The sequence below is a fragment of the Sphingobium phenoxybenzoativorans genome, assembly GCF_018286635.1.
Classification (GTDB): Bacteria; Pseudomonadota; Alphaproteobacteria; order Sphingomonadales; family Sphingomonadaceae; genus Sphingobium; species Sphingobium phenoxybenzoativorans.
Genome location: NZ_CP073910.1, coordinates 4712277 through 4732606 on the forward strand (window position 1 = coordinate 4712277; position 20330 = coordinate 4732606).

23 protein-coding genes are annotated in these 20330 nt (G+C 64.5%); 15 read left to right on the forward strand and 8 right to left on the reverse strand.

Translation table 11 applies throughout. The features are described 5' to 3' along the window. Nucleotides 1–289: 289 nt before the first annotated feature. The 4 genes from KFK14_RS23320 (at nucleotide 290) to KFK14_RS23335 (ending at nucleotide 5424) form a co-directional block, all read left to right on the forward strand. The gene (locus KFK14_RS23320; protein WP_212609330.1) at nucleotides 290–1129 is read left to right on the forward strand and encodes a flagellin N-terminal helical domain-containing protein; all 840 of its coding nucleotides are present in this window, start codon (nucleotides 290–292) and stop codon (nucleotides 1127–1129) included. 325 nt (nucleotides 1130–1454) lie between these two features. Beyond that, nucleotides 1455–2963 carry an OpgD/OpgG family glucan biosynthesis protein gene (locus tag KFK14_RS23325; protein WP_212611278.1) on the forward strand — a complete coding sequence of 503 codons (1509 nt, stop codon included), beginning with the start codon at nucleotides 1455–1457 and terminating at the stop codon, nucleotides 2961–2963. 93 nt (nucleotides 2964–3056) lie between these two features. Then, nucleotides 3057–4976, forward strand: a complete 1920-nt coding sequence (gene mdoH / locus KFK14_RS23330; RefSeq protein ID WP_212609331.1) for a glucans biosynthesis glucosyltransferase MdoH — start codon at nucleotides 3057–3059, stop codon at nucleotides 4974–4976. Between the two features lie 223 nt (nucleotides 4977–5199). Beyond that, a complete protein-coding gene (locus tag KFK14_RS23335) occupies nucleotides 5200–5424 on the forward strand; it encodes a hypothetical protein (protein WP_212609332.1) in 225 nt (74 codons plus the stop codon). A gap of 4 nt (nucleotides 5425–5428) precedes the next feature. On the opposite strand, the gene KFK14_RS23340 is transcribed toward KFK14_RS23335, so the two are convergent. The 8 genes from KFK14_RS23340 to KFK14_RS23375 form a co-directional block, all read right to left on the reverse strand. Next, the gene (locus KFK14_RS23340) at nucleotides 5429–6154 is read right to left on the reverse strand and encodes a sigma-70 family RNA polymerase sigma factor (protein WP_425516642.1); all 726 of its coding nucleotides are present in this window, start codon (nucleotides 6152–6154) and stop codon (nucleotides 5429–5431) included. 19 nt (nucleotides 6155–6173) lie between these two features. Further along, nucleotides 6174–8300, reverse strand: coding sequence for a flagellar biosynthesis protein FlhA (gene flhA / locus KFK14_RS23345; RefSeq protein ID WP_212609333.1), 2127 nt, complete (start codon nucleotides 8298–8300; stop codon nucleotides 6174–6176). 8 nt (nucleotides 8301–8308) lie between these two features. Then, the gene (locus tag KFK14_RS23350; protein WP_212609334.1) at nucleotides 8309–9136 is read right to left on the reverse strand and encodes a lysozyme family protein; all 828 of its coding nucleotides are present in this window, start codon (nucleotides 9134–9136) and stop codon (nucleotides 8309–8311) included. A 238-nt stretch (nucleotides 9137–9374) separates the two neighbouring features. Further along, a complete protein-coding gene (locus KFK14_RS23355) occupies nucleotides 9375–9677 on the reverse strand; it encodes a hypothetical protein (protein ID WP_212609335.1) in 303 nt (100 codons plus the stop codon). A 5-nt stretch (nucleotides 9678–9682) separates the two neighbouring features. Continuing rightward, nucleotides 9683–9964 (reverse strand): flagellar biosynthesis anti-sigma factor FlgM, encoded by a 282-nt coding sequence (flgM, locus tag KFK14_RS23360; protein WP_212609336.1) that lies wholly within the window; start codon nucleotides 9962–9964, stop codon nucleotides 9683–9685. Between the two features lie 45 nt (nucleotides 9965–10009). Then, nucleotides 10010–10522, reverse strand: coding sequence for a flagella basal body P-ring formation protein FlgA (locus tag KFK14_RS23365; RefSeq protein ID WP_246525084.1), 513 nt, complete (start codon nucleotides 10520–10522; stop codon nucleotides 10010–10012). A gap of 110 nt (nucleotides 10523–10632) precedes the next feature. Further along, on the reverse strand, nucleotides 10633–11133 hold the full coding sequence (locus KFK14_RS23370; RefSeq protein WP_212609338.1) for a flagellar motor protein: 501 nt from the start codon (nucleotides 11131–11133) through the stop codon (nucleotides 10633–10635). Further along, entirely contained in the window at nucleotides 11133–11801 is a 669-nt protein-coding gene (locus KFK14_RS23375; protein WP_070156374.1) for a motility protein A, read from the reverse strand. The genes KFK14_RS23370 and KFK14_RS23375 overlap by 1 nt, the downstream gene beginning before the upstream one ends. Nucleotides 11802–12050: 249 nt before the next feature. On the opposite strand from KFK14_RS23375, the gene flgB reads away from it, so the two are divergent. From flgB to KFK14_RS23430, 11 genes are all read left to right on the forward strand, one after another. Then, nucleotides 12051–12407, forward strand: coding sequence for a flagellar basal body rod protein FlgB (gene flgB, locus KFK14_RS23380; protein ID WP_070156398.1), 357 nt, complete (start codon nucleotides 12051–12053; stop codon nucleotides 12405–12407). A gap of 24 nt (nucleotides 12408–12431) precedes the next feature. Beyond that, the gene (gene flgC, locus KFK14_RS23385) at nucleotides 12432–12824 is read left to right on the forward strand and encodes a flagellar basal body rod protein FlgC (protein ID WP_246524762.1); all 393 of its coding nucleotides are present in this window, start codon (nucleotides 12432–12434) and stop codon (nucleotides 12822–12824) included. Beyond that, the gene (locus KFK14_RS23390; protein WP_212609340.1) at nucleotides 12821–13474 is read left to right on the forward strand and encodes a flagellar hook assembly protein FlgD; all 654 of its coding nucleotides are present in this window, start codon (nucleotides 12821–12823) and stop codon (nucleotides 13472–13474) included. The genes flgC and KFK14_RS23390 overlap by 4 nt, the downstream gene beginning before the upstream one ends. Before the next feature lie 27 nt (nucleotides 13475–13501). Further along, a complete protein-coding gene (locus tag KFK14_RS23395; RefSeq protein ID WP_212609341.1) occupies nucleotides 13502–14347 on the forward strand; it encodes a flagellar hook-basal body complex protein in 846 nt (281 codons plus the stop codon). 29 nt (nucleotides 14348–14376) lie between these two features. Continuing rightward, entirely contained in the window at nucleotides 14377–15120 is a 744-nt protein-coding gene (gene flgF, locus KFK14_RS23400) for a flagellar basal-body rod protein FlgF (RefSeq protein ID WP_212609342.1), read from the forward strand. 20 nt (nucleotides 15121–15140) lie between these two features. Continuing rightward, nucleotides 15141–15929, forward strand: coding sequence for a flagellar basal-body rod protein FlgG (gene flgG, locus KFK14_RS23405; RefSeq protein WP_212609343.1), 789 nt, complete (start codon nucleotides 15141–15143; stop codon nucleotides 15927–15929). A 21-nt stretch (nucleotides 15930–15950) separates the two neighbouring features. Next, nucleotides 15951–16637, forward strand: a complete 687-nt coding sequence (locus tag KFK14_RS23410) for a flagellar basal body L-ring protein FlgH (protein WP_246524764.1) — start codon at nucleotides 15951–15953, stop codon at nucleotides 16635–16637. Between the two features lie 74 nt (nucleotides 16638–16711). Next, nucleotides 16712–17788, forward strand: a complete 1077-nt coding sequence (locus KFK14_RS23415) for a flagellar basal body P-ring protein FlgI (protein ID WP_246525085.1) — start codon at nucleotides 16712–16714, stop codon at nucleotides 17786–17788. Continuing rightward, complete coding sequence (locus KFK14_RS23420) at nucleotides 17788–18120, forward strand: rod-binding protein (protein WP_212611279.1); 333 nt, start codon at nucleotides 17788–17790, stop codon at nucleotides 18118–18120. Before KFK14_RS23415 ends, KFK14_RS23420 begins: the two co-directional genes overlap by 1 nt. Beyond that, nucleotides 18117–19448 (forward strand): flagellar hook-associated protein FlgK, encoded by a 1332-nt coding sequence (gene flgK, locus KFK14_RS23425; RefSeq protein ID WP_212609345.1) that lies wholly within the window; start codon nucleotides 18117–18119, stop codon nucleotides 19446–19448. Before KFK14_RS23420 ends, flgK begins: the two co-directional genes overlap by 4 nt. A 15-nt stretch (nucleotides 19449–19463) precedes the next feature. Further along, a complete protein-coding gene (locus tag KFK14_RS23430) occupies nucleotides 19464–20309 on the forward strand; it encodes a flagellin (protein ID WP_070156365.1) in 846 nt (281 codons plus the stop codon). The last annotated feature ends 21 nt before the right edge of the window (nucleotides 20310–20330 follow it).

The following is a 20330-nucleotide window of genomic DNA, read 5'->3' on the forward strand; positions in this document are numbered from 1 at the left end:
CGGAAACGATTATCATGTGGTTAACGCGCGGAAAGGATTGCCGCCGGACCGGCAATTAATTTCCGCATGCGGCAAAGCGCTGCCCCGATCCGCTGTTCAGGAAAATCGGGCTTTTTCCCTCACAACGCAGTTAACGAAAGAATCCCGCGCGCGTACGCGCACGTGAGAGACAAAAAAATTCGCGGCCGATTTAAAGATCGTTTCGCCCCGCCGTTATCTCCATTCGAGGCCGCAGTGACGCTGACTTAAAGCGGGCGACCTGAAGTTTTAAGCGGGAAAGGAACACCCCATGACTGTTATCGGAACCAACGTCGCTGCCCTTCGCTCTGCAAACGCATCGCAGTCCGCAAATCGCAGCCTTTCTACCTCGATCGAACGCCTGTCGACCGGCAAGCGCATCAACAGCGCCAAGGACGACGCCGCCGGCCTCGCCATCTCCACCAAGATGACCGCCGAAATCCGTGGCATGGCCGCTGCGACCCGCAACGCCAACGACGGCATCTCGCTGGCGCAGGTTGCTGAAGGCGCTCTGGGCGAAGTCACCAACATTGTGCAGCGTGTCCGCGAACTGGCCGTCCAGGCTTCGAACGGCACCGTCAGCGACAGCGACCGTGACGGCATCCAGGCGGAAGTTTCGCAGCTCCTGGGTCAGATCAGCGATATCGCTGGCCGCACGACCTTCAACGGCATCTCGCTGATGAGCGGTTCGGCCACTCTGACCAGCGGCGCCACCGGCCTTTCGCTGAACATCCAGACCGGCACGAAGGCTTCTGAGACGGTTGCGGTCGAAATCAACGCGGTCAGCCTGACCTCGCTGGGCCTCGACTCGATCGACCTCTCCACCCAGACGGGCGCTTCCAGCTCGCTGGCCGCCCTCAGCACGGCGCTTGATACGGTTTCCCAGGGTCGAGCGACCCTTGGCGGTATCCAGAGCCGCCTGGAGACGACCGTCAGCACGCTGACGACCACGATGACCAACCTGACGGAAGCCCGCTCGCGGATCGAAGACGCCGACTTCTCGGCCGAGACGACCGCCCTCGCCAAGCAGCAAATCCTGGCCCAGGCCTCGACCGCGATGCTGGCGCAGGCCAACCAGTCTCAGCAGAACGTCCTCAGCCTGATCCGCTAAGGCATAAGAACATGAGCGGCTGAGGTATTGGTCCACCATCAGCCGCCCATGAGACCCCCGGCGCATTAACAGTCCCCACCGTGCCGGGGGTCCTCCTTTCGATTAACGGGCCAGACAGAAGCCCCCGTCCCCCCGGACGGGGGCTTCAACTGTTTTTGGGCAAAGATGTGCTCTCGCCCCGCAACAGGCGTGCTCCTGCGGAAGCAGGAGCACGCAGCCTTTCAACCCAGCAGGACAAGCTCAGCCCGAACGGAATAGCTGTACGACTGCCGCACCAGTCCCCCACAGGACTTGAAAATGGCGCGGGGCGGTCCATCATGGAATGATGACCGACCTCACCCGGCGCGACATGATCGCGCTTTCTAGCGCCGCGATGCTTATGCCTGGCCAGCTCCATGCCCAGGACAGCGCGAGTTCCGGCACAGCTTCCACGCCTTTCTCATGGAAAGCCCTGGTCGCGCAGGCGCAGGCATTGTCGCGAACGCCCTATGCCGAAACCCCGCATAACGCCGCCGCCGCGAAGATCGGCTATGACGCCCTGCACAAGGCGCAGTTCCGGCCCGAACGGACGCTCTGGAACGATCAGGCCGACGCCACCGGCGTCCGTTTCTTTCCCTTGAGCAATACGGCGGGCCAGCCGGTCGCGATCAATATCGTTGAGAATGGGCGGTCGACACCGCTGCGCTACGACCCCACCATGTTCGACATGACGCCGGACAACCCGGTCGCGCAGCTTGGCCCCGACGCCGGGTTTGCCGGCTTCCGCTTCATGAACGCGGCGCGCGATGCGGACTGGCTGGTGTTCATGGGGGCCAGCTATTTCCGGGCGGCGGGCGCGGAGAAGCAATATGGCCTCTCCGCCCGCGCCATCGCCATCGACACCAGCAGCAAGGAGGAGTTTCCGCGCTTCACCACCTTCTGGCTCGAGCGCACCGGCGCGGATGCGGTCACTGTCTACGCCCTGCTCGACGGCGCGAGCGTTACCGGGGCCTATCGCTTCGGCAATGGCATCGACGAGGAGGGGGTGCACCAGAATATAGAGGCGGCGCTGTTCACCCGCCGCCCCATCGCCGAACTTGGCCTGATGCCGATGACCAGCATGTTCTGGTACGATCAGGCGCACCGGAAACTGGCGACCGACTGGCGGCCGGAAATCCACGATTCCGACGGCCTGCTCGTCCGGTCTGCAACGGGAACGTCGCATTTCCGCGCCCTCGCCAATCCGAAGGGGCCGCACACCAGCGATTTCCCGGAGAAAAGCCCCAGGGGCTTCGGCCTGCTCCAGCGCGACCGCAATTTCGACCATTATCAGGATGATGGCGTTTTCTATCACCGCCGCCCGTCGCTCTGGGCGACGCCGACCAAGGCGCTGGGCGCGGGCAAGGTGCGGCTGTACGAATTTCCCACCGACAGCGAATATACCGACAATGTCGCCGCCTATTGGACGCCCGCAAAAGCTGTCGGCGGCGGCCAACGGATCGACCTGGCCTACCGTCTCGACTGGCAGTCCGTCGAACCTGCCGCACAGTCTGCCGGAAAGGTGGAGAATGTCCTGCGCGGCTTTAGCGATGTTGAGGGCGCGCAGCCCAACGCCATGCGCCTGGTCGTTGATTTCGGCGGACTTTCCGCAAAAACCGGCCTTTCCGTAACGGCGGAGCTGAAAGGCGGCACCCTGTTGAATAAGGCCGCCTACCCCATATTGGGCCGCCCCGGATCGTGGCGGGCGGTGCTCGACGTCAATCCCGCGGGGGCCGATCCGGTGGACGTTCAGCTTTCGCTCATGCAGGGCGGGGCAATGGTTACTGAATTATTCCACTATCCGCTTCTTCCCTGATGGCTTTTGCGCCAGGGAACCTGAAAAAGCGGTAGCGGTTTTGATTCCGCCCTTGTCGGGCGGGGTTACTGCAAGGGAAAGGCATTCACTGGCATGTGGCAAGGCGAATCGAGCACCGCGCGACCGTTTATCGGCCCACGGCGGCCCAGCGATCTTCCCCAGGCGTTTGAGAGCCTGCCCCCCGAACAGACCATCGCAATGCCGGAGCAGAATTTCCGCGAAGCGCCGGACATGACCGTCCCGCCGCGCCCGGTGCGCGGGGGCGATGTCGATGCCGCCGCCAAGCGCGTGCTGGTCATGGCGCTCGCCCTGCTTCCGGCCCTGCTCGCCGCGCATGAGATGAAGCGCACGATCGGCCTCGATGGCTTTTCCGTTCTGGAAATCGTCTATCTCGCTCTGTTCGTGCCCCTGTTCGCCTGGATCGCCTTCGGCTGCGCGACCAGCGTGATCGGCTTCTTCCTGATGGCGTTTGACGGCGGCAAGCGGGTTCAGCCCTATCGCCCCGCCCGCCCGCGCACGCTGGAGGGCCGCACCGCCGTCCTGCTGCCGGTCTGTAATGAGGATTTCCTCGCCGTTCTCGGCCGCCTCTCCATCATGGAGCGTTCGTTGGGCAAGGTAATGGGCGGCGACCGCTTCGACTTCTTCGTGCTCAGCGATTCCAACGCGGAAAACGGCCTGATCGAAGAACAGGCCTATCGCCAGATGCAGCCTTCCTTCGCGCGCAACGTCTATTATCGCCGCCGCGCCGTGAACACCGGCCGCAAGCCCGGCAATATCGCCGAGTGGGTCCAGCGTTTCGGCGGCGGCTACGACTATATGCTGGTGCTGGACGCCGACAGCGTCATGGGCGGCCAGACGATGGTGCGCCTTGCCGTCGATATGGAATGCCACCCGCGCCTCGGCCTGATCCAGACCGTCCCCTCGGTCGTCGGCGCGTCCACGCTGTTTTCGCGCTGGCAGCAGTTCGCCAACCGCCTTTACGGCCCGATGGGCGCCGCCGGCATGATCTGGTGGGCGCGGTCGGAAGGCACTTTCTGGGGCCATAACGCCATCATCCGCGTGAAGGCGTTCGCCGATAGCTGCGGCCTGCCCACGCTGCGTGGACCCGCGCCGTTCGGCGGCCACATCATGAGCCACGACATGGTCGAGGCCGCGCTGCTCCGCCGCCGCGGCTGGGCCGTGCATATGGTCATGGCCGACGACAGCTTTGAGGAATTTCCGCCCTCCCTGCCGGACCTCGCCACCCGCGACCGCCGCTGGTGCCAGGGCAATATTCAGCATGTGCCGTTGCTGATGCGCGTCGCGGGTCTCCACCCGGTCAACCGCTTCCAGCTTCTGGTCGGCGCATCCGCCTATCTCACCTCGCCCATGTGGCTGGCGCTGATCCTGGTCGTGCTGGTCGGCGAATGGCAGGGGACGTGGCAGGCGGGCACGGTGCTGCCGTCCGGCGCGCTGCTCGGCCTCACCGCCGCGCTGCTGTTCGGCCCCAAATTCCTGGCGCTTGGCTGGGCGCTCGCCAACCGCACGCGCCGCGCATCCTTCGGCGGCGCAGGCGCGCTGATCAAGGGCGTGCTGGTGGAAAGCATCCTGTCGATCATGATGGCCCCGGTCGCCATGCTGACGCAGACCATCAACCTCATCAGCATCATGTTCGGCCAGAAGGCCGCATGGAACGGCCAGACCCGCGACCGCGACGGCATGTCGATGATCCAGGCGCTGTGGGTGTTCAAATATCATATCGCGCTCGGCGTCGGCCTGACGGTGCTGGCGCTGCAGGGCGGCGTGTCGATGTTCTGGCTGATGCCGGTGATCGCCGGCCTGCTGTTCGCCCCCGCCTTCGCCGCGATCACCGCGCGCAAGGATCTCGGCCGCTACGCCGCCTCGCGCGGCCTGTTCATCGTGCCCGAACCCTGGTGGAAAACCGCCAAGCCGAAGCTGCAGGAGAAATACGGCCCGGCGGGCAAGAGCGTCCAGCCGGAGCCGAAGATCGCGCTGGCGGCTAACGACTGCTGAAAACCCTTTCCTCTGTTTTTGAGTGAGGGGAATTCTGATGGCTGACGCGAGTGGTTCCCAATTCTATTCGCCACCGTCTCGTGGCCGTTGATCCAATGGATCCCGGATCAAGCGCCGCGAGGCCAGCGCGCCTTTCGTCCCAAATCGGGACCAGCCCATCTTTTATACCCCACATGGGAACCGACCTTCGTCCGGCTCGTCTAACCGTTCGGAAGGCAGGCACATGTTTAAAAATATCGACGAGCAGGACCGGTGGATCAAACTGCGCCAGCAACTTTTATCGGCGATCGGCCCGGTGGAGCGCATTCCGTCCGAATGGAAGGCGCTGCTGGAAACACTCACGGCCAACGCGGCGCCACGCCGCACCTATCGTTTCGGACGCCATGTCAACCGGTCGGCGATACCGCCGCAATTCGCCAGGCTGGGCACCCAAATCTCGCGCGCCTGAACTTTCACGCCCACTCGCGCAGCAATTCCCGCAGCTTGTCCAGCGCAGCCTTCTTGATCTGGCAGACCCGCGCCGCGCCTATGTCCAGCGTCTGGCCGATTTCCTCCAGGTTCATTTCCTCGACGAAATAGAGTTGCAGCACCATCGCCTCGCGCTGCGGAAGGTCGCCGATGCATTTGGCCAGCATGGCTTTCAGCGACTCGCGCTCCATCACCTCGTCGGCGCGGTCCTCGACATCGGCGAACCACATGGACTGGTCGGAATAGACCTCATCCATGCTGGTGGTCTGGACAATCTCCACGCTGTCGGCGAACTCGCGAAAGTCGGCCGGTTCCATGCCCATATGCCGGGAAAGCTCGGCCTCCAGCGGCGCACGGCCAAGTCTCTGTTCCAGTTGGTCGCGCGCGGCGGCGAGCTGTTTGCGCTTCGACATGGCGGAGCGGCAGATCGTCGCATGGCGGCGCAGATGATCGATCATCGCGCCGCGAATCCGCATCTGGGCATAGGTCGCAAAGCCGAAGCCGCGATCCTCGAAACCGTTCGCGGCCTCGACCAGTGCGACCATGCCGATCTGCAGCAGGTCCTCAATCTCGATGGCGCTCGATACCCGGCCATGGACGTGCCAGGCGATCTTGCGCACCAGCGGCATATATTTGCGCGCCAATTGTTCCGGCGTGTGCACCCCGCCCTTGCCATAGGTAAGGCTGCCTTCGGCGCTGATCTTGCTCATATGCATCGTTCAGACCTTCTCAGCTTACCCGCTCGCGTACGCCGGGCGTCGGATCGTGACGGGGCATCGCCTTCTGCTCGCCTCCGACAACCGCTACTACCTCGACAGGCTTACCATCTGGTATCTCCAGGAAAGAAAGTACGGGCGTTTCCGGCAGATGGGGCTTGAACAGCCGCATCAAGGCGCGGCGCGCCAGCGGCGAGGTGACGATGGCGAAGGCGCGGGCCTCGCCCATGATCGGCCGGGCGGCCTGGGTGACGGCCTCCAGGATGCGATTCGCGAGCGCCGGTTCGATCGGATGCTTGGCGTCTCCTGCGACGCGCATCGCCTGCGCCAGCAACCCTTCCAGGTCGCCGTCCAGCGTGATGACCGGCAACGGCATCTTCACGGGCACCAGCCCCTGGATGATCAGCGACCCGATGCGCTGGCGCACCGCCTCGACAAATTGTTCGTGGCTCTGGTCCGGCCGCGCGCCGTCGATCATCGCCTCGCAAATGCGGCGGAAGTCCTTCAGCGCAATGCCCTCGGCCAGCAGCGAACGGCACAGCGCCGAAATCTGGGCAAGGCTCAGCAAGCCCGGCGTCAGGCCGTCGACCAGTTGCGGCGAAGCGTCCTTCAATGCGTCGAGCAGCTTGCGCGCCTCGTCCAGTCCGAACATCTCGCTGGCGTTCATGGCGATCAACTGGTTGAGGTGCGTGGCGACCACGGTGGCCGGATCGACCACGGTATAGCCCGCGACCACAGCCTCGCTGCGCTTGTCCGGCGTGATCCATACGGCGTCGAGGCCGAATGTCGGATCCTTGCACGGACGGCCGTCGACCACGCCCTCCAACGCGCCACTGTCCAGCGCCAGCAGGTCCTCCGGCCAGATTTCGTCCTCGCCAACGATGACGCCGGCAATGGTAATGCGATAGCAGTTCGGTTCCAGCGCCAGATTGTCCTTCACCCGCACCATTGGCACGACGAAGCCCAGTTCCTTCGAAAGCTGGCGGCGAATGCCGGTGATCCGCGCCATCAGCGGCGCGCCCTTGCGCTCGTCGACCATGCCGATCAGGCCGTAACCGATCTCCAGGCCAAGCACCGCGCCATCCGATACGTCGGACCATTCGATATGCGCGGGGTTCGCCGGGGGCGCTTCCTCCACGACCGGCGCGGCGGCCTTGGCGGCGGCCGACTTGCGCAGGCGCCATGCGATATATCCGGCCAGCGCGGCGGCGGGCAGGATGATCATGTGCGGCATGCCCGGCAGGATACCCAGGAAACCCAGGATCGCGGCAACCGGAATCCATGCCTTGCCCGAACCGAACTGCGTGGCAATCTGGCCCGACAGGTCATGCTCGGAATTGACGCGGGTCACGATCGACGCAGCGGCGATCGACAGCAGCAGCGCGGGGACCTGCGCCACCAGCGCGTCGCCGATGGCCAGCAATATATAGGTCTGCGCCGCCTGGCTCATGCTCAGGCCGTGGCTGACCACGCCCAGCACGATGCCGCCGACAATGTTGATCACCAGGACCAGGATGCCCGCAACCGCGTCGCCCTTCACGAATTTGGACGCACCGTCCATCGAACCGTAGAAGTCCGCTTCCGTCGCCACTTCCTGACGGCGCAGCTTGGCTTCTTCCGGGGTCAGCAGGCCGGCGTTCAGGTCGGCGTCGATCGCCATCTGCTTGCCGGGCATCGCATCCAGGGTGAAGCGGGCGGACACTTCCGACACGCGGCCCGCACCCTTGGTGATGACCACCAGGTTGATGATCATCAGGATCGCGAACACGAAAATGCCGACGACATAGTCGCCGCCGATCAGGAAGTTGCCGAACGCCTCGATCACATGGCCGGCCGCGTCATGGCCGGTATGGCCGCTGACCAGCACCACGCGGGTCGACGCGACGTTCAGCGCCAGACGCAGCAGCGTCGCGAACAGCAGCACCGTGGGAAAGCTGGAGAAGTCGAGCGGCTTGGCGGCGTTCAGCGCGACCATCAGCACCGCCAGCGAAATCATGATGTTGGTGATGAAGCCGATGTCCAGCATGATCGCCGGGACCGGGACCATCATGAACATCACGACCAGAAGGGTAGCCAGCGGCAGGATTGCGCCCTTGGCGGCGCCCATCCACACTTTCGCATTGACCTGGGTACGAGTCATTTGTGGCATTACCTTCCGAAGGTGGCGAGCATGAGATAGGCGAGCCGGGCCGTGTCAGGCTGCGGCTTCATGGTGTCGATGCCGGTGGACTGGGCGAGGCGCTCGGTCTCGATCCGGACATAGTCCGAAGGCTGCACGGTCTTGCTGCCCGCGGGCAGCGACCAGTCGGCCTGCATGGGCACGGCCTTACCGGTCACGGATGCGGCGCCGCGCTCCAGCTTGTTGGCGAAATTCTCGCGAATGTCGGCAAAGCTGCGCGGATTGCCCTGCCGGTCGTAGAAGATCGACCGGTTGGCGCGCGCGGCGGCCGGGAACAGCGACGCGGCGGTGGCGTTCGGCGCGCGGTCGTTCGCCGCCAGGAATTTCGATGCGCCGCCCACGCCCAGGAAATGCGCCAGATAGAGGTCAGCCGGCTCCGCCTCGCGGCCCAGCTTCTGCTCCAGATAATTTTTATTGTCGGCGGCATGCTCGGCCGCCATCACCGATGCGGTCTCGGGATGCTTGCGCAGGTCCATGATCTGCTGCCGCAAATCCGGGTCGGACACATAATAGCGCCCGTTCTGACCGCGCTGGATAGCATCGGCGGCCCAGCCCAGCCCATATTCGCTGCCATGATCGTTGACGACCGCCAGCCAGCTCTGGTCGATAAACTGGTAAAGGCCGGTGGCCGAAGATGTCGCCGCTTTCGCGGTCGGGTTCAGGCTGCTCTCGATCTTGGCCTGACCCAGCAGATAGCCGAAGTCGACGCCCGTGCGACGGCTGGCCATCGCAATGGCGTTGGTCACACGGTCCTGCCGCGAAACGCTAGAAACTGACGTGCCTGCAAAGGCGGTCATCGATTATCCCCAAATGGTACCAGGGATAATTAAGCAAGAGCCGTGCCAGTTTTCGAAGCACCTAAAGTGTCGAGCAAAAAGAAAACCGTTCGCCCTGAGCTTGTCGAAGGGCTGCACGTCTTTGAAGAAAAGGCAGTGCTTCGACAGGCTCAGCACGAACGGCAATCAGAAATTCCAACAAAAAAGGCCGCTTTCGCGGCCCCTTTTCAAACGCATCTCTTGCGAAAGGCTTTCCGGTTTACCGCTTGTACGTCAGCGGCGCTGCGGTCGCGCCGCGTTCGGCCAGCATGGCGATCTGCTGGCGGGTCTGGTCGGCCAATACGCTGGTGCGGATGCGGGCCGCTTCCATCAGGGGGGCGATCGACGCCAGACGGGTGCGAACACCCGGCTCGTCATGCCATGCGCCCACCGCCCGGACCTTCGTCACGGCGTCCTGGACGCGCGCCGTCGCGCGATCGACCTTGGCGATATCGTCGCCGTCAAGCGCTTCGCGCAGGGCGACGAAAGCGTCGTGCAGCAGGTCGAGAGTCGGGGCGCTCATCGGTCTCAGTTCGACGAAGGCAGGTCGAGGGCAATCATGCGCTCGGCGATGCGCTGGGCATCGACCGGGTAATTGCCCGAAGCAATCGCCGCCTTGATCGCGGCAACGCGGTCCATATCGACCGGCGCGCCTTCCGCCGCCATGCGCGCAACCGGGCTGGCCGAAGCGCTTGCGGTCTCGCTGATGGTGGCGTTGGAAACGGTCGCGGCCGGGCGGGCCTTGCCGCTCTCGCGCAGCTTCGACGCCTCAAGGGCGGAGCTGATCGTCTGACCGACGGAGTTGATCATCTTGGCATTCCTTCTTTCGTCCCGCGTACCTTATAACGGCTTCGTTCAATATTCCTTAAATCCCGGTGCGCGGACAATCCCCATTTCTACGACCTGCGCAATAACCGGGGCCGCTTTCTTGTCTTCCCGCACCCGGATCATCTGTCCCGGAGCGCCATCCTCGTCCGCGATCATCGCCCGCGAAATGCTGAAGGCCGATCCGCCGGCGACCAGTTGCACAGGGTCTCCGCGCTTCACCACAACCTCCCGCGATACGGGCGCGGCAACCGCGCGCGCCGCCATCCGGGGGGCCACCGCATTGGCGCCGCCAGGGGCCAAAGGCACGCGAATCCGCCATCCAATGGCATCGCACTTCACCACGGCCGCGCCGAAAACCGGCCCCTCGACGCTGGGCGTCTGGGGGCAGGCGGCCAGCCGCAACCGGCGATCGACAGGGGCGACAGGGCCGCCGGGTTCGCCGATATTCGCCCCGACCGTCATGGCGACGATGCTGTCTACCCGGTCGAGATTCTCGAATTTCTGCTGCGCCTGCGCCGGGGCGGCATGCGCGGCCGACATGGCGGCAATGAGCAGGAGGCACGAGAAAATTTTGCGCACGGTTGGTCTCCGGTGGTCTGCGAAACGGTTCATCACGAACAATTAAGCAAATCCCGTGCCATATCCTCCAATCACTGGCTCGCAGCCGGGCTGAACCCCAGGCGAATAATTTGTCCCTTGCCTTCGCCCGCCGCCTGATCGAGGCCGCGGATGATAAGTTTCCGGTCGGGCACCCCCGCCGATTTCAGCGTCCGCGCCACCGCGCCCAGCCGCGCCGCGGCGAGATCCCAGGCGTCGAAGCGGCGGATCGCCCCGTTCTGCCCGTTTCTGTCCTGCCCGACGGATGTCAGCTCGACCTTGCCCTCGCCCTTCGCAAAATGTTGGCCAGCCTTGAAAATCCGCGCGTTTCCGGCCGCCGTCAGCACGGCCTCGCCCGGCTCGAACAGGTCGGCGGCGCGCCATTGCGCAAGGTCGGTCTTGGGGGCGGCATAGGTTGCGCCGAACTGCTCGCCAACGCCCTGCAGCACCGCCTTGCTACGGTCGCCGCTGGCCTGCAGCAGCACGAAAAAGCCGAGGAGGAGGAGGCAGAGGTCGGCGAAGCTGACGGCCAACCGCGCGCGGCGGTCGCCCATTATGCGACTTCCCGGATGGCGGCGCGGCGCACCGGCGCATTTTCGCGGCGGGCGATGACCATCATGCCGTGGGCAAGCTCACGCTGCCAGGCGATTTCCCGCGCAGAAATGTCCGCGAGGCGCGCGGCGATGGGCGCGGCGACCAGATTGGCGAGGATGACGCCATACAGCGTCGTCAGCAGCGCGACCGCCATATGCGGGCCGATGGCCGCCGGGTCGTTCATCGCCGTGAACATGCCGATCAGGCCGATGATCGTGCCCGCCATGCCCAGCGCGGGGGCGGCGTCGGCGACGGACACCCACACGGCGCGCGCTGCGCTATGCCGTTGTTCGCGATCGGAAATTTCCTGGTCCGCCCAGCTTTCGAACTGCTCGACGCGTTCGCAATTGGCAAGCTTGCGCACGGCCGTCGCCAGGAAGGGATCGGCGGTCTTTACCCGGTCCGTGCAGGCCAGACCGCGCAGATTGGCGAGATGATCGACCTGCAGCATGGCCGCGCGGGACGCATCGCGATCCCGTTCCGGCTTGGCGGTGAACAGCGGGCCGAGCGCCGCCATCGCGCTGCCGAAGGAGCGCGCGCCATTTTGCAGGAAAGCCAGGCCCAAGGCAGCGCCGACGATCAGCGAAAGCGTCGCCGGATCGATCAAATGGCCCAGAATTCCCAGCATTGACGCCCCTTTCGCACCGGCAACCGGCAAAACGGCAGGGAATTGCCGCAGACCGGCAAAAAATTGCCGCTCCTGCCGCCCTGCAGTCCCAAACCCGCGGAAACCCTTGCTTGGACGCCCCTTTCGCCGTTGCCGGACAAAATTGGCACGCCCTTTGCACGTATCTGACAGGATATCCCGCCCGAACGATCCGCAATGGGAAGAACGGCACGGGACGCCAAACTTTTAGAGGGTTGAAGGAAAAAAATCGTGGCTTTGGAAGACAGCCTGTTTGGAGTGCACGGAAAGGCGCTGGCGCTGCGGTCGCAGCGGCTGGACCTGCTTGCGTCCAACATCGCCAACGCTTCCACGCCTGGATACAAGGCGCGGGACATTGATTTCGACGCGGCGCTCAAAGAGGCGACGCAGAAGAATGACAGCGCTGCCCAGGCCGCCAAGGACACGATGGGCTATCGCATCCCGCTGCAGCCCAGCCTCGACGGCAACACGGTCGAACTGTCGACCGAACAGAACCTCTTTGCCGAAAACGCCGTGAAGTATCGCACGACCCTGTCCTTCCTTGAAGGCCGGATCAACACGATCTCGCGCGCGCTGAAGGGAGAATAAGGCATGGCCGGTGTGGATCGCCCCATGAACGTATTTGACATCGCCGGCCGCGCGATGTCCGCGCAGCTCGTCCGCCTGAACGCCACCGCGTCCAACATGGCGAATGCGGGCAATGTCACCGGCACGGAGAAGGAAGCCTATCGCGCGATCAAGCCGGTGTTCCGCTCGGTCACCGAAAGCCCTGGCGTCTCCACCGTCAAGGTGGAGTCCGTGGTCACCACTGACGCGAAGCCCGTGAAGCGCCACGACCCGAACCATCCGCTGGCCGACGCCAATGGCGATGTGTTCGAGGCCGCGGTCGATAGCAGCGCCGAACTTGTTGACATGCTGGAAACCGCCCGAATGTACCAGAACAATGTGCAGGTCGTCCAGACCGCCAAGTCCCTCATGCTCGATACGATAAGGATGGGCAAATGACCGTAGCAGCCACTGATGCCGCCGGCCTCACAACCTATAATTCCACAAAGACTGTCGGCACCGGCAAGTCGGAAATGGGCCAGGCCGATTTCCTGCGCCTGCTGACCACGCAGATGCAGACGCAGGACCCGTTCCAGCCGATGGACAACAGTCAGATGGTCACCCAGATGGCGACGATCACCAATTCGACCGGCATCGCCGAGATGAACCAGACGCTGGCCGGCATCAAGGAGCAGCTTTCGGGCACGCGCCTTGGCGACGCGGCGAGTTGGATCGGCAAGTCGATGCTGGTCAAGAGCAACATCGCGGCCCCCGACGCCGCCGGGCAATATGCCGGCGTGCTCGAACTGCCCGCGGACGCCGACAATGTGACGGTTCAGCTTCAGGACGGCAGCGGCAATGTCGTTAAGACGCTCGATCTCGGCGCGCAGAAGGCCGGTGAAGTCAACTTCTACTGGGATGGCAAGGATGACGCGGGCAACACCGTCGGCACCCAGGCCCTACAGGTGAAGGTGAACGGCGCATCGCCGACCGCCGTCGCCACCTGGGCCACCATCGCCGCCGTGCAGTCGCCCGCAGACGGCAGCTCGTCTTCGCTCATCACCCCGCTGGGAACCTACAAACCCACCGACGCCATCCGGCTCGGCTGACATCTGAATTGACCAAGGAGTAAGCGCATGTCCTTCTATATCTCGCTCTCGGGCCTCAAGGCCGCCCAGACCGACCTGTCCACGATCGCGAACAACGTCGCGAACGTGAACTCGACGGGCTTCAAAAAGAGCCGCGCCAATTTCGGCGACATCTTCTCGGCCGCGCCGATGCAGACGACGACGCAGGTATCTGGTCAGGGTACCCGCACCATCGGCATCCAGCAGCAGTTCACGCAGGGCACCGTTGAGAGCACCGACAAGACGCTGGACGTCGCGATCACCGGCGAAGGCTTCTTCACTGTTAAGGGCGCGGGCACGAACGGCGCGGTCAGTTATACCCGCAACGGTGCCTTCTCGATCACCGAGGATCGTAATGTCGTCGACACCACCGGCGCGCATCTGCAGGTCTTGCCGGTCGATGCGACCACGGGCGAGATCACCGGCAACGCTGCATCTGATCTTTCTGATCTGGTCGTTCCGCTTCTCAAGCCCAAGGCGGCGCCGACCGATCCTGACGTGCAGCTTTCCAGCCTCGCGGTTTCGGAAACCGGCTTGATCTCTGCGACTTGGGCTGACGGCACCACCACGCCGCTCGGCAACATCGCCATGGCGACTTTCGCCAGCCAGGACAGCCTGCGTCAGAAGGGCGACGCGCACTGGGCGGCCACGCTGCAGTCAGGCGACGCGCAATATGGTTCGGGCAATCAGGGGTCCTTCGGTTCGGTCCGCTCCGGCAGCCTTGAGCGCTCCAACGTCGACATTACCGAGGAACTGGTCGCGCTGATCAACGCGCAGCGCAATTTCCAGGCGAACGCCAAGGCGATCGAGACCGCCTCGAACATCACCCAGACCGTCGTCCAGATCCGTACCTGATCTAGACGCATAAGGCGCAGGACTGACCTATGGACCGGCTTGTCAACACGGCTCTCACCGCGATGCGCGGGGCGATGGCGCGGCAGACGGCGATCGCCAACAATCTGGCGAACGCCAACACCGTCGGCTTTCGCGCCGAAATCGCCAACGCCACGTCGCAGTGGCTGAACGGCGAGACCTACAACACCCGCGCGCAGCAGGCCGAACAGGTGCTGGGCGCGGACATGGGTCAGGGCGCGGTGACGCAGACCGGCAATCCGCTCGACGTGGCCGTGAACGGGGATGGCTTACTCACCGTTCAGGGACCGGAGGGCGACGAGGCATATACGCGCCGTGGCGACCTGAAGGTCAATGACAGCGGGCTGCTCACCACCGGCGACGGCTATGCCGTCATCGGTGAGGGCGGTCCGATCACCCTGCCGCCTTATGACAGCCTGTCGATCGGCAATGACGGCGGCATCTGGATCATCCCGCAGGGCGGCGATTCCGCGCAGCCGCAGCGGGTCGACGGACTTAAGATCGTCAGCCCGAAGGGTTCGTCGATCGCCAAGGGCGCCGACAATCTGTTCCGCGAAACCAATGGCGGCGCACTGCCGCAGGACCCGCTGGGTTCCGTCACGGGCGGCGCGATCGAGGGATCGAACGTCAACGCCACGCAGGCGCTGGTGCAGATGATCGAGGCCAGCCGGTCGTGGGAAACCCAGATCAAGATGATCAACACCGCCAAGGAAATCGACGACGGCGGCGCCAGCCTGATGCGCCTGGATAGCTGAGGACAAGAAGGAACCAAGCCATGACCAACGCCGCACTTCATGTCGCCCGCACGGGCCTGGACGCCCAGAACACAAAGATGCGCGTCATCGCCAACAACCTGGCGAACGTGAACACCACGGGGTTCAAGCGCGACCGCGCCGATTTCGAAACGCTCGCCTATCAGCAGATGATCGCCGCGGGCGCGAATTCGGACAGCGAGAACAAATATGCGACCGGCCTTGCGCTGGGTTCGGGCGTCTCGCTTCAGGGCACCAGCCGCACCGATACGCAGGGCACGCTGAACACCACCGGCAACTCGCTCGACCTCGCCATTGAGGGCGCGGGCTATTTCCAGCTTCAGAAGCCGGACGGCACGATCGGCTATACCCGCGCGGGCAATTTCAGCCTGACGGCGGAGGGCACGATCGTCAGCTCCGACGGCCTGCCGCTGATCCCGCAGATCCAAGTCCCGGAAGGCGCGACGTCGATCACCATCGGCAATGACGGCTCCGTGTCCGCCATGGTCCCCGGTCAGGCCGAGGCGACCCAGCTTGGCCAGATCGAGACCGCGCGTTTCGTCAATCCGGCCGGGCTTCAGTCGATCGGCGGCAACCTGCTGTCCGAAACCGCCGCCTCCGGCGCGCCGCAGGTCGGCGTCGCCGGTCTCGATGGCCGCGGCAGCGTCCGTCAGGGCGCGCTCGAAGGATCGAACGTCAATGTCGTCGAGGAGCTGGTCGACATGATCGAGACCCAGCGCGCCTATGAGGTCAATTCCAAGATGATCAAGGCGACCGACGAAATGCTCCAATACGTCAACCAGCAGCTCTAACGGCCGGGACTGAGAACCATAATGATGCACATCGCCCGTCATTCGCTGATCCTCGCAGGCGCGCTGGCATTTGCCGGCGTGCTTGGCGCGAGCGCAGCCGACGCGAAGAAAAAGCCGCAGATCGACTACACCGCCACCTATGCGCCACCGCCCGTCGCGCAGCCGCAGGCGAACGGTTCGATCTTTCAGGTGTCGCAGGGCTTCTCCCCGCTGACCAGCGGCGGCCGCGCCGCGATGATCGGCGATGTGATCACCATCACGCTGGTCGAACGGACGCAGGCGACGAAGAGCAACAGCGCCAACACCTCGCGCGACGGCAGCATCTCGCTGACGCCGCCCAGCACCGGCCCGCTGTCGAAAATCGTCAATTCCAGCGATGTCGGCTCCAGCGGATCGAACGCCTTCACCGGCAAGGGCGCCGCCACCCAGTCGAACGCGCTGACCGGTGAAATCACCGTCACGATCGCGCAGGTTTTCCCGAACGGCAACCTGCTCGTCCGGGGCCAGAAGGCGCTGACGCTCAATCGCGGCGACGAATTCATCCAGATCACCGGCATCGTGCGCCCGGCGGACATCTCGCCCGACAACCGCGTGCCCTCCACGCGCGTCGCCGACGCCAAGATCACCTATAGCGGCAAGGGCGAGATCGCCCGCGCCAGCAGCCAGGGCTGGCTGCAGCGCTTCTTCACCAGAATCAGCCCCTTCTGACGGGACGAGCACGCATTATGAACCGCACCTTCTCTCTTTCGCGCGCGCCCGTCCTCCTGGTCGGCGTGCTGGCGATGTTGCTGGCGTCGCTTGGCTTCGCCTCGGTCGCGCATGCCGAACGCATCAAGGACCTGGGCGCGTTCCAGGGCGTCCGCCCCAACCAGCTCGTCGGTTACGGCATCGTCGTCGGCCTTGCGGGCACGGGCGATGACAGCCTCGACTATTCGACGCAGGGCATGAAGGGCGTCGTCTCGCGCTTCGGCCTCAACCTTCCGCAGGGCGTGAACCCGGCGCTGAAGAACGCCGCAGCCGTGCTCGTCACCGCCGACCTGCCCGCCTTCGCCAAGCCCGGCCAGCTCCTCGACGTCACTGTCTCGGCGCTGGGCAAGGCCAAGAGCCTGCGCGGCGGCACGCTGGTCATGACGCCCCTGCGCGGCGCCGACGGCCAGATCTACGCCATGTCGCAGGGCAGCCTTGCTGTCGGCGGCCTTGGCGTTTCGGGCGCGGACGGCAGCCAGGTTTCGGTGAACGTCCCCTCCGCCGGACGCATTCCGGGCGGCGCCACGGTCGAGCAGGCCGTCGCCACCGGCTTCGACACTGCGCCGACCCTGACCTTCAATCTCGCCGAGGCCGACCTCACCACCGCGTTGCGCGTCGCCGACGGCATCAACCGCGCCTTTGGCGATCGCCGCGCCCATGCGCAGGACGCCGTATCGATCGTCATCAATGCCGATCCGGGCGCGGAACAGCGCATCACCATGATGGGCATGATCGAGAATATCGAGGTTCAGCCCGCCGACGCCGCCGCCAAGGTGATCGTCAACGCCCGCACCGGCACCGTCGTCATCAACGGCGCGGTCCGCATCGCCCCTGCCGCCGTCGCGCACGGGAAACTGACCGTCACGGTCAGCGAATCCCCCCGCGTCGTGCAGCCCGCGCCCTTCTCCCAGGGTCAGACCGCCATCGAACCCTCCAGCTCCATTTCGGTCGAGCAGGAGAAAAAACCGATGATCAATTTTAAAGGTGGGGCGTCTCTGGCCGATATAGTCAAGGCTATCAACGCAATCGGAGCATCGCCGGCGGACCTCGTCGCGATCCTGGAGGCGATGAAGCAGGCGGGCGCGATGAAGGCTGAACTGGTGGTATTGTGATGCAGATTTCCTCGACTACCCTCAATCCCCTGTCCGGCCCGACCGGCGCGAAGGCCAGGGAAGACCTGCAAAAGGCGGCCAAGGCGTTCGAGGCGGTGTTCATGCGCCAGATGATCGGCGCCATGCGCTCGGCCAGCCTTGACGAGGGCCTTGGCGATTCCAGCGCCACCCAGCAGTTTCGCGACATGGCGGATGCCCGTACAGCCGATGCGATGGCCGAAAACGGTCATGGCTTCGGCATTGCTTCACTTCTTATCAAGCAGTTGGAGGGCAGGATCGCCTCGGCCGCGCCGCAGACGGACGCCGCTGCAACCGGTGAGGCCAAGGCATGAGTTCTGACCTTTTCCAGATCGGCGCTTCGGGCACCCGGGCCTATCGCGCCGCGATGGGCGCGATTTCGGAGAATATCGCGAACGCCAGCACCGCGGGCTACAGCCGCCGCACGGTGACGACTCGCGAGTCCGCCTTGTCCTCCTCGTCGATGGTTCTCTACAAATCTCAGGTCGCCTTTGGCGGCGTAGAGGTGCAGAGCGTCAACCGCGCCAACGACCCCTATCTGGACGCCGCCGCCCGCATGACCGGGCAGGCGCTCGCCAGCGCCAATCAGCGCCTGCAGTTCCAGACCGACATCGAAACCGCGCTCAACGACGACACGCTCGGCGTCGGGCAACAGCTTTCCGGCATGTATGGCGCAGTGACGCAGCTCGCCGCCAATCCCACCGATCCGTCGCTGCGCACCAATGTCCTGTTCGGCATTGAGCAGGTGGTGACCGCGTTCAACCAGAGCGCGCACGATCTGGAAGGCGTTCAGACCGCGATCACCTCCAATGCGCAGGCGGCGGTATCCGGCCTCAACAGCGCGCTGGAGGAGCTTGGCCGCATCAATGCGAACCTGCTGCGCTCGCAGCCCGGCACCGCCAATCAGGCGCAGTTGCTCGACAGCCGCGACCAGGCGCTCAGCCAGATCACCAGCAAGCTGGACGTGAACATCGCTTTCGGCGCCAGCGGCACCGCGCAGATCAGCTATAACGGCACGCAGGTTGTTCAGGGCAAGGATGTGACGACCTTTGACGTCACCGCCGCCACGGACGGCACCCTGTCCCTTTCGCTGGGCGGCGCCGCGACCACCGCGCCCGCCAGCGGATCGCTGGGCGGCCTGTTCCAGAGCGCGACCGTCGCCTCGCAGCGGCTGGCCAGCCTCGATGCTCTGGCAGCGCAGTTCACGACCGACATCAACACCTGGCATTCGCAGGGCCTGACCAACGCCAATGCCGCTGGCGGCCCGCTTGTGTCGGGCACGACCGCCGCCGACTTGACCAAGGTCATCACGAACATCGCCGACCTCGCGACCAAATCGTCGGACGGCACGCTGAACGGCAATCTCAACAATATCTCCAGCATCCGGGGCACCGGCGGCGTCGAGGCAGGCTGGACCGCGCTGGTCGCCGCCAACGCCAACCTGCTCGCCGGCACCAAGGCGGAGCAGACGGCGGCCGAAACCCGCGACACGCAGGCGCGCCAGGCGCGCGAGAATGTCAGCGGCGTCGATCTGGACATGGAGGCGGCGGACTTGCTGCGCATCCAGCAGGCCTATTCGGGCTGCGCGAAAATCATCCAGGTGGCGCGCGAGACCTTCGACGCCATCATGCAGATATTGTAAGAAGGACGCCGTTTCATGGTCGCCATCACGCAACAGTCGATGCTCGATGAAATCCGGCGCCAGCAACTGCTCGCCCGCAGCATTTCCTCCGATCAGGCCGCCATTTCGAGCGGCAAGAAGCTGATCACGCCTTCGCAGGACCCCCGCGCCTGGGTTCAGGTGTCGCAGGTCGCGCAGGCCCAGGCGCAGCAGGCCGCCTGGACCGCCAACGTCAAATATGCGCAGACCCGCTCGGACAAGGCGGAATCCAATCTGGACGAGATCAACAATCTGATGGCGCGCGCGCGCGAGCTGTATATCGCGGCATCCACCTCGACGCTCGATGAAGCGGGCAAGGCGTCCACCGTGACCAGCCTGGAGGGCCTGCGCAAGAGCATCAATGATCTGCTGACGGAGAAGGACTATCAGGGCCTTCCCGTTTTTGACGACACCACATCGGTCGCGGTTCCTGTCGGGCGCGGCCTGGATGTCGAGACGGTGGGCACGCGCCAGGCTGTTTCCGAGGGCATCAATGTCGGCGGCACGCCGATGTCGATCGACGACATCATGGGCGCAGCGATCGCCGCCGTGCAGGCCGGCACCGCCACGTCCAGCGACGATGGCCTGACCGGCCTCAACATCGCGATCGACCATATCATCGGACAGCAATCGCTTCAGGGCGTGCGCAGCGAACGGCTGGAGCAGGTCACGGACCGGCTGAAGAATGTTGACCTGAACCTGACGGAACGGCGCGGCAATCTTGAGGATACCGACCTGACCGAGACGATCACCAAGCTGCAGAACAAGCTGCTGACGCTGGAGGCCGCCCAAGCCGCCTTCGCGCGAATCAACCGGCAGAGCCTGTTCGATCTGATAAGCTGATTTTTCCGCCTTTTTCCAATA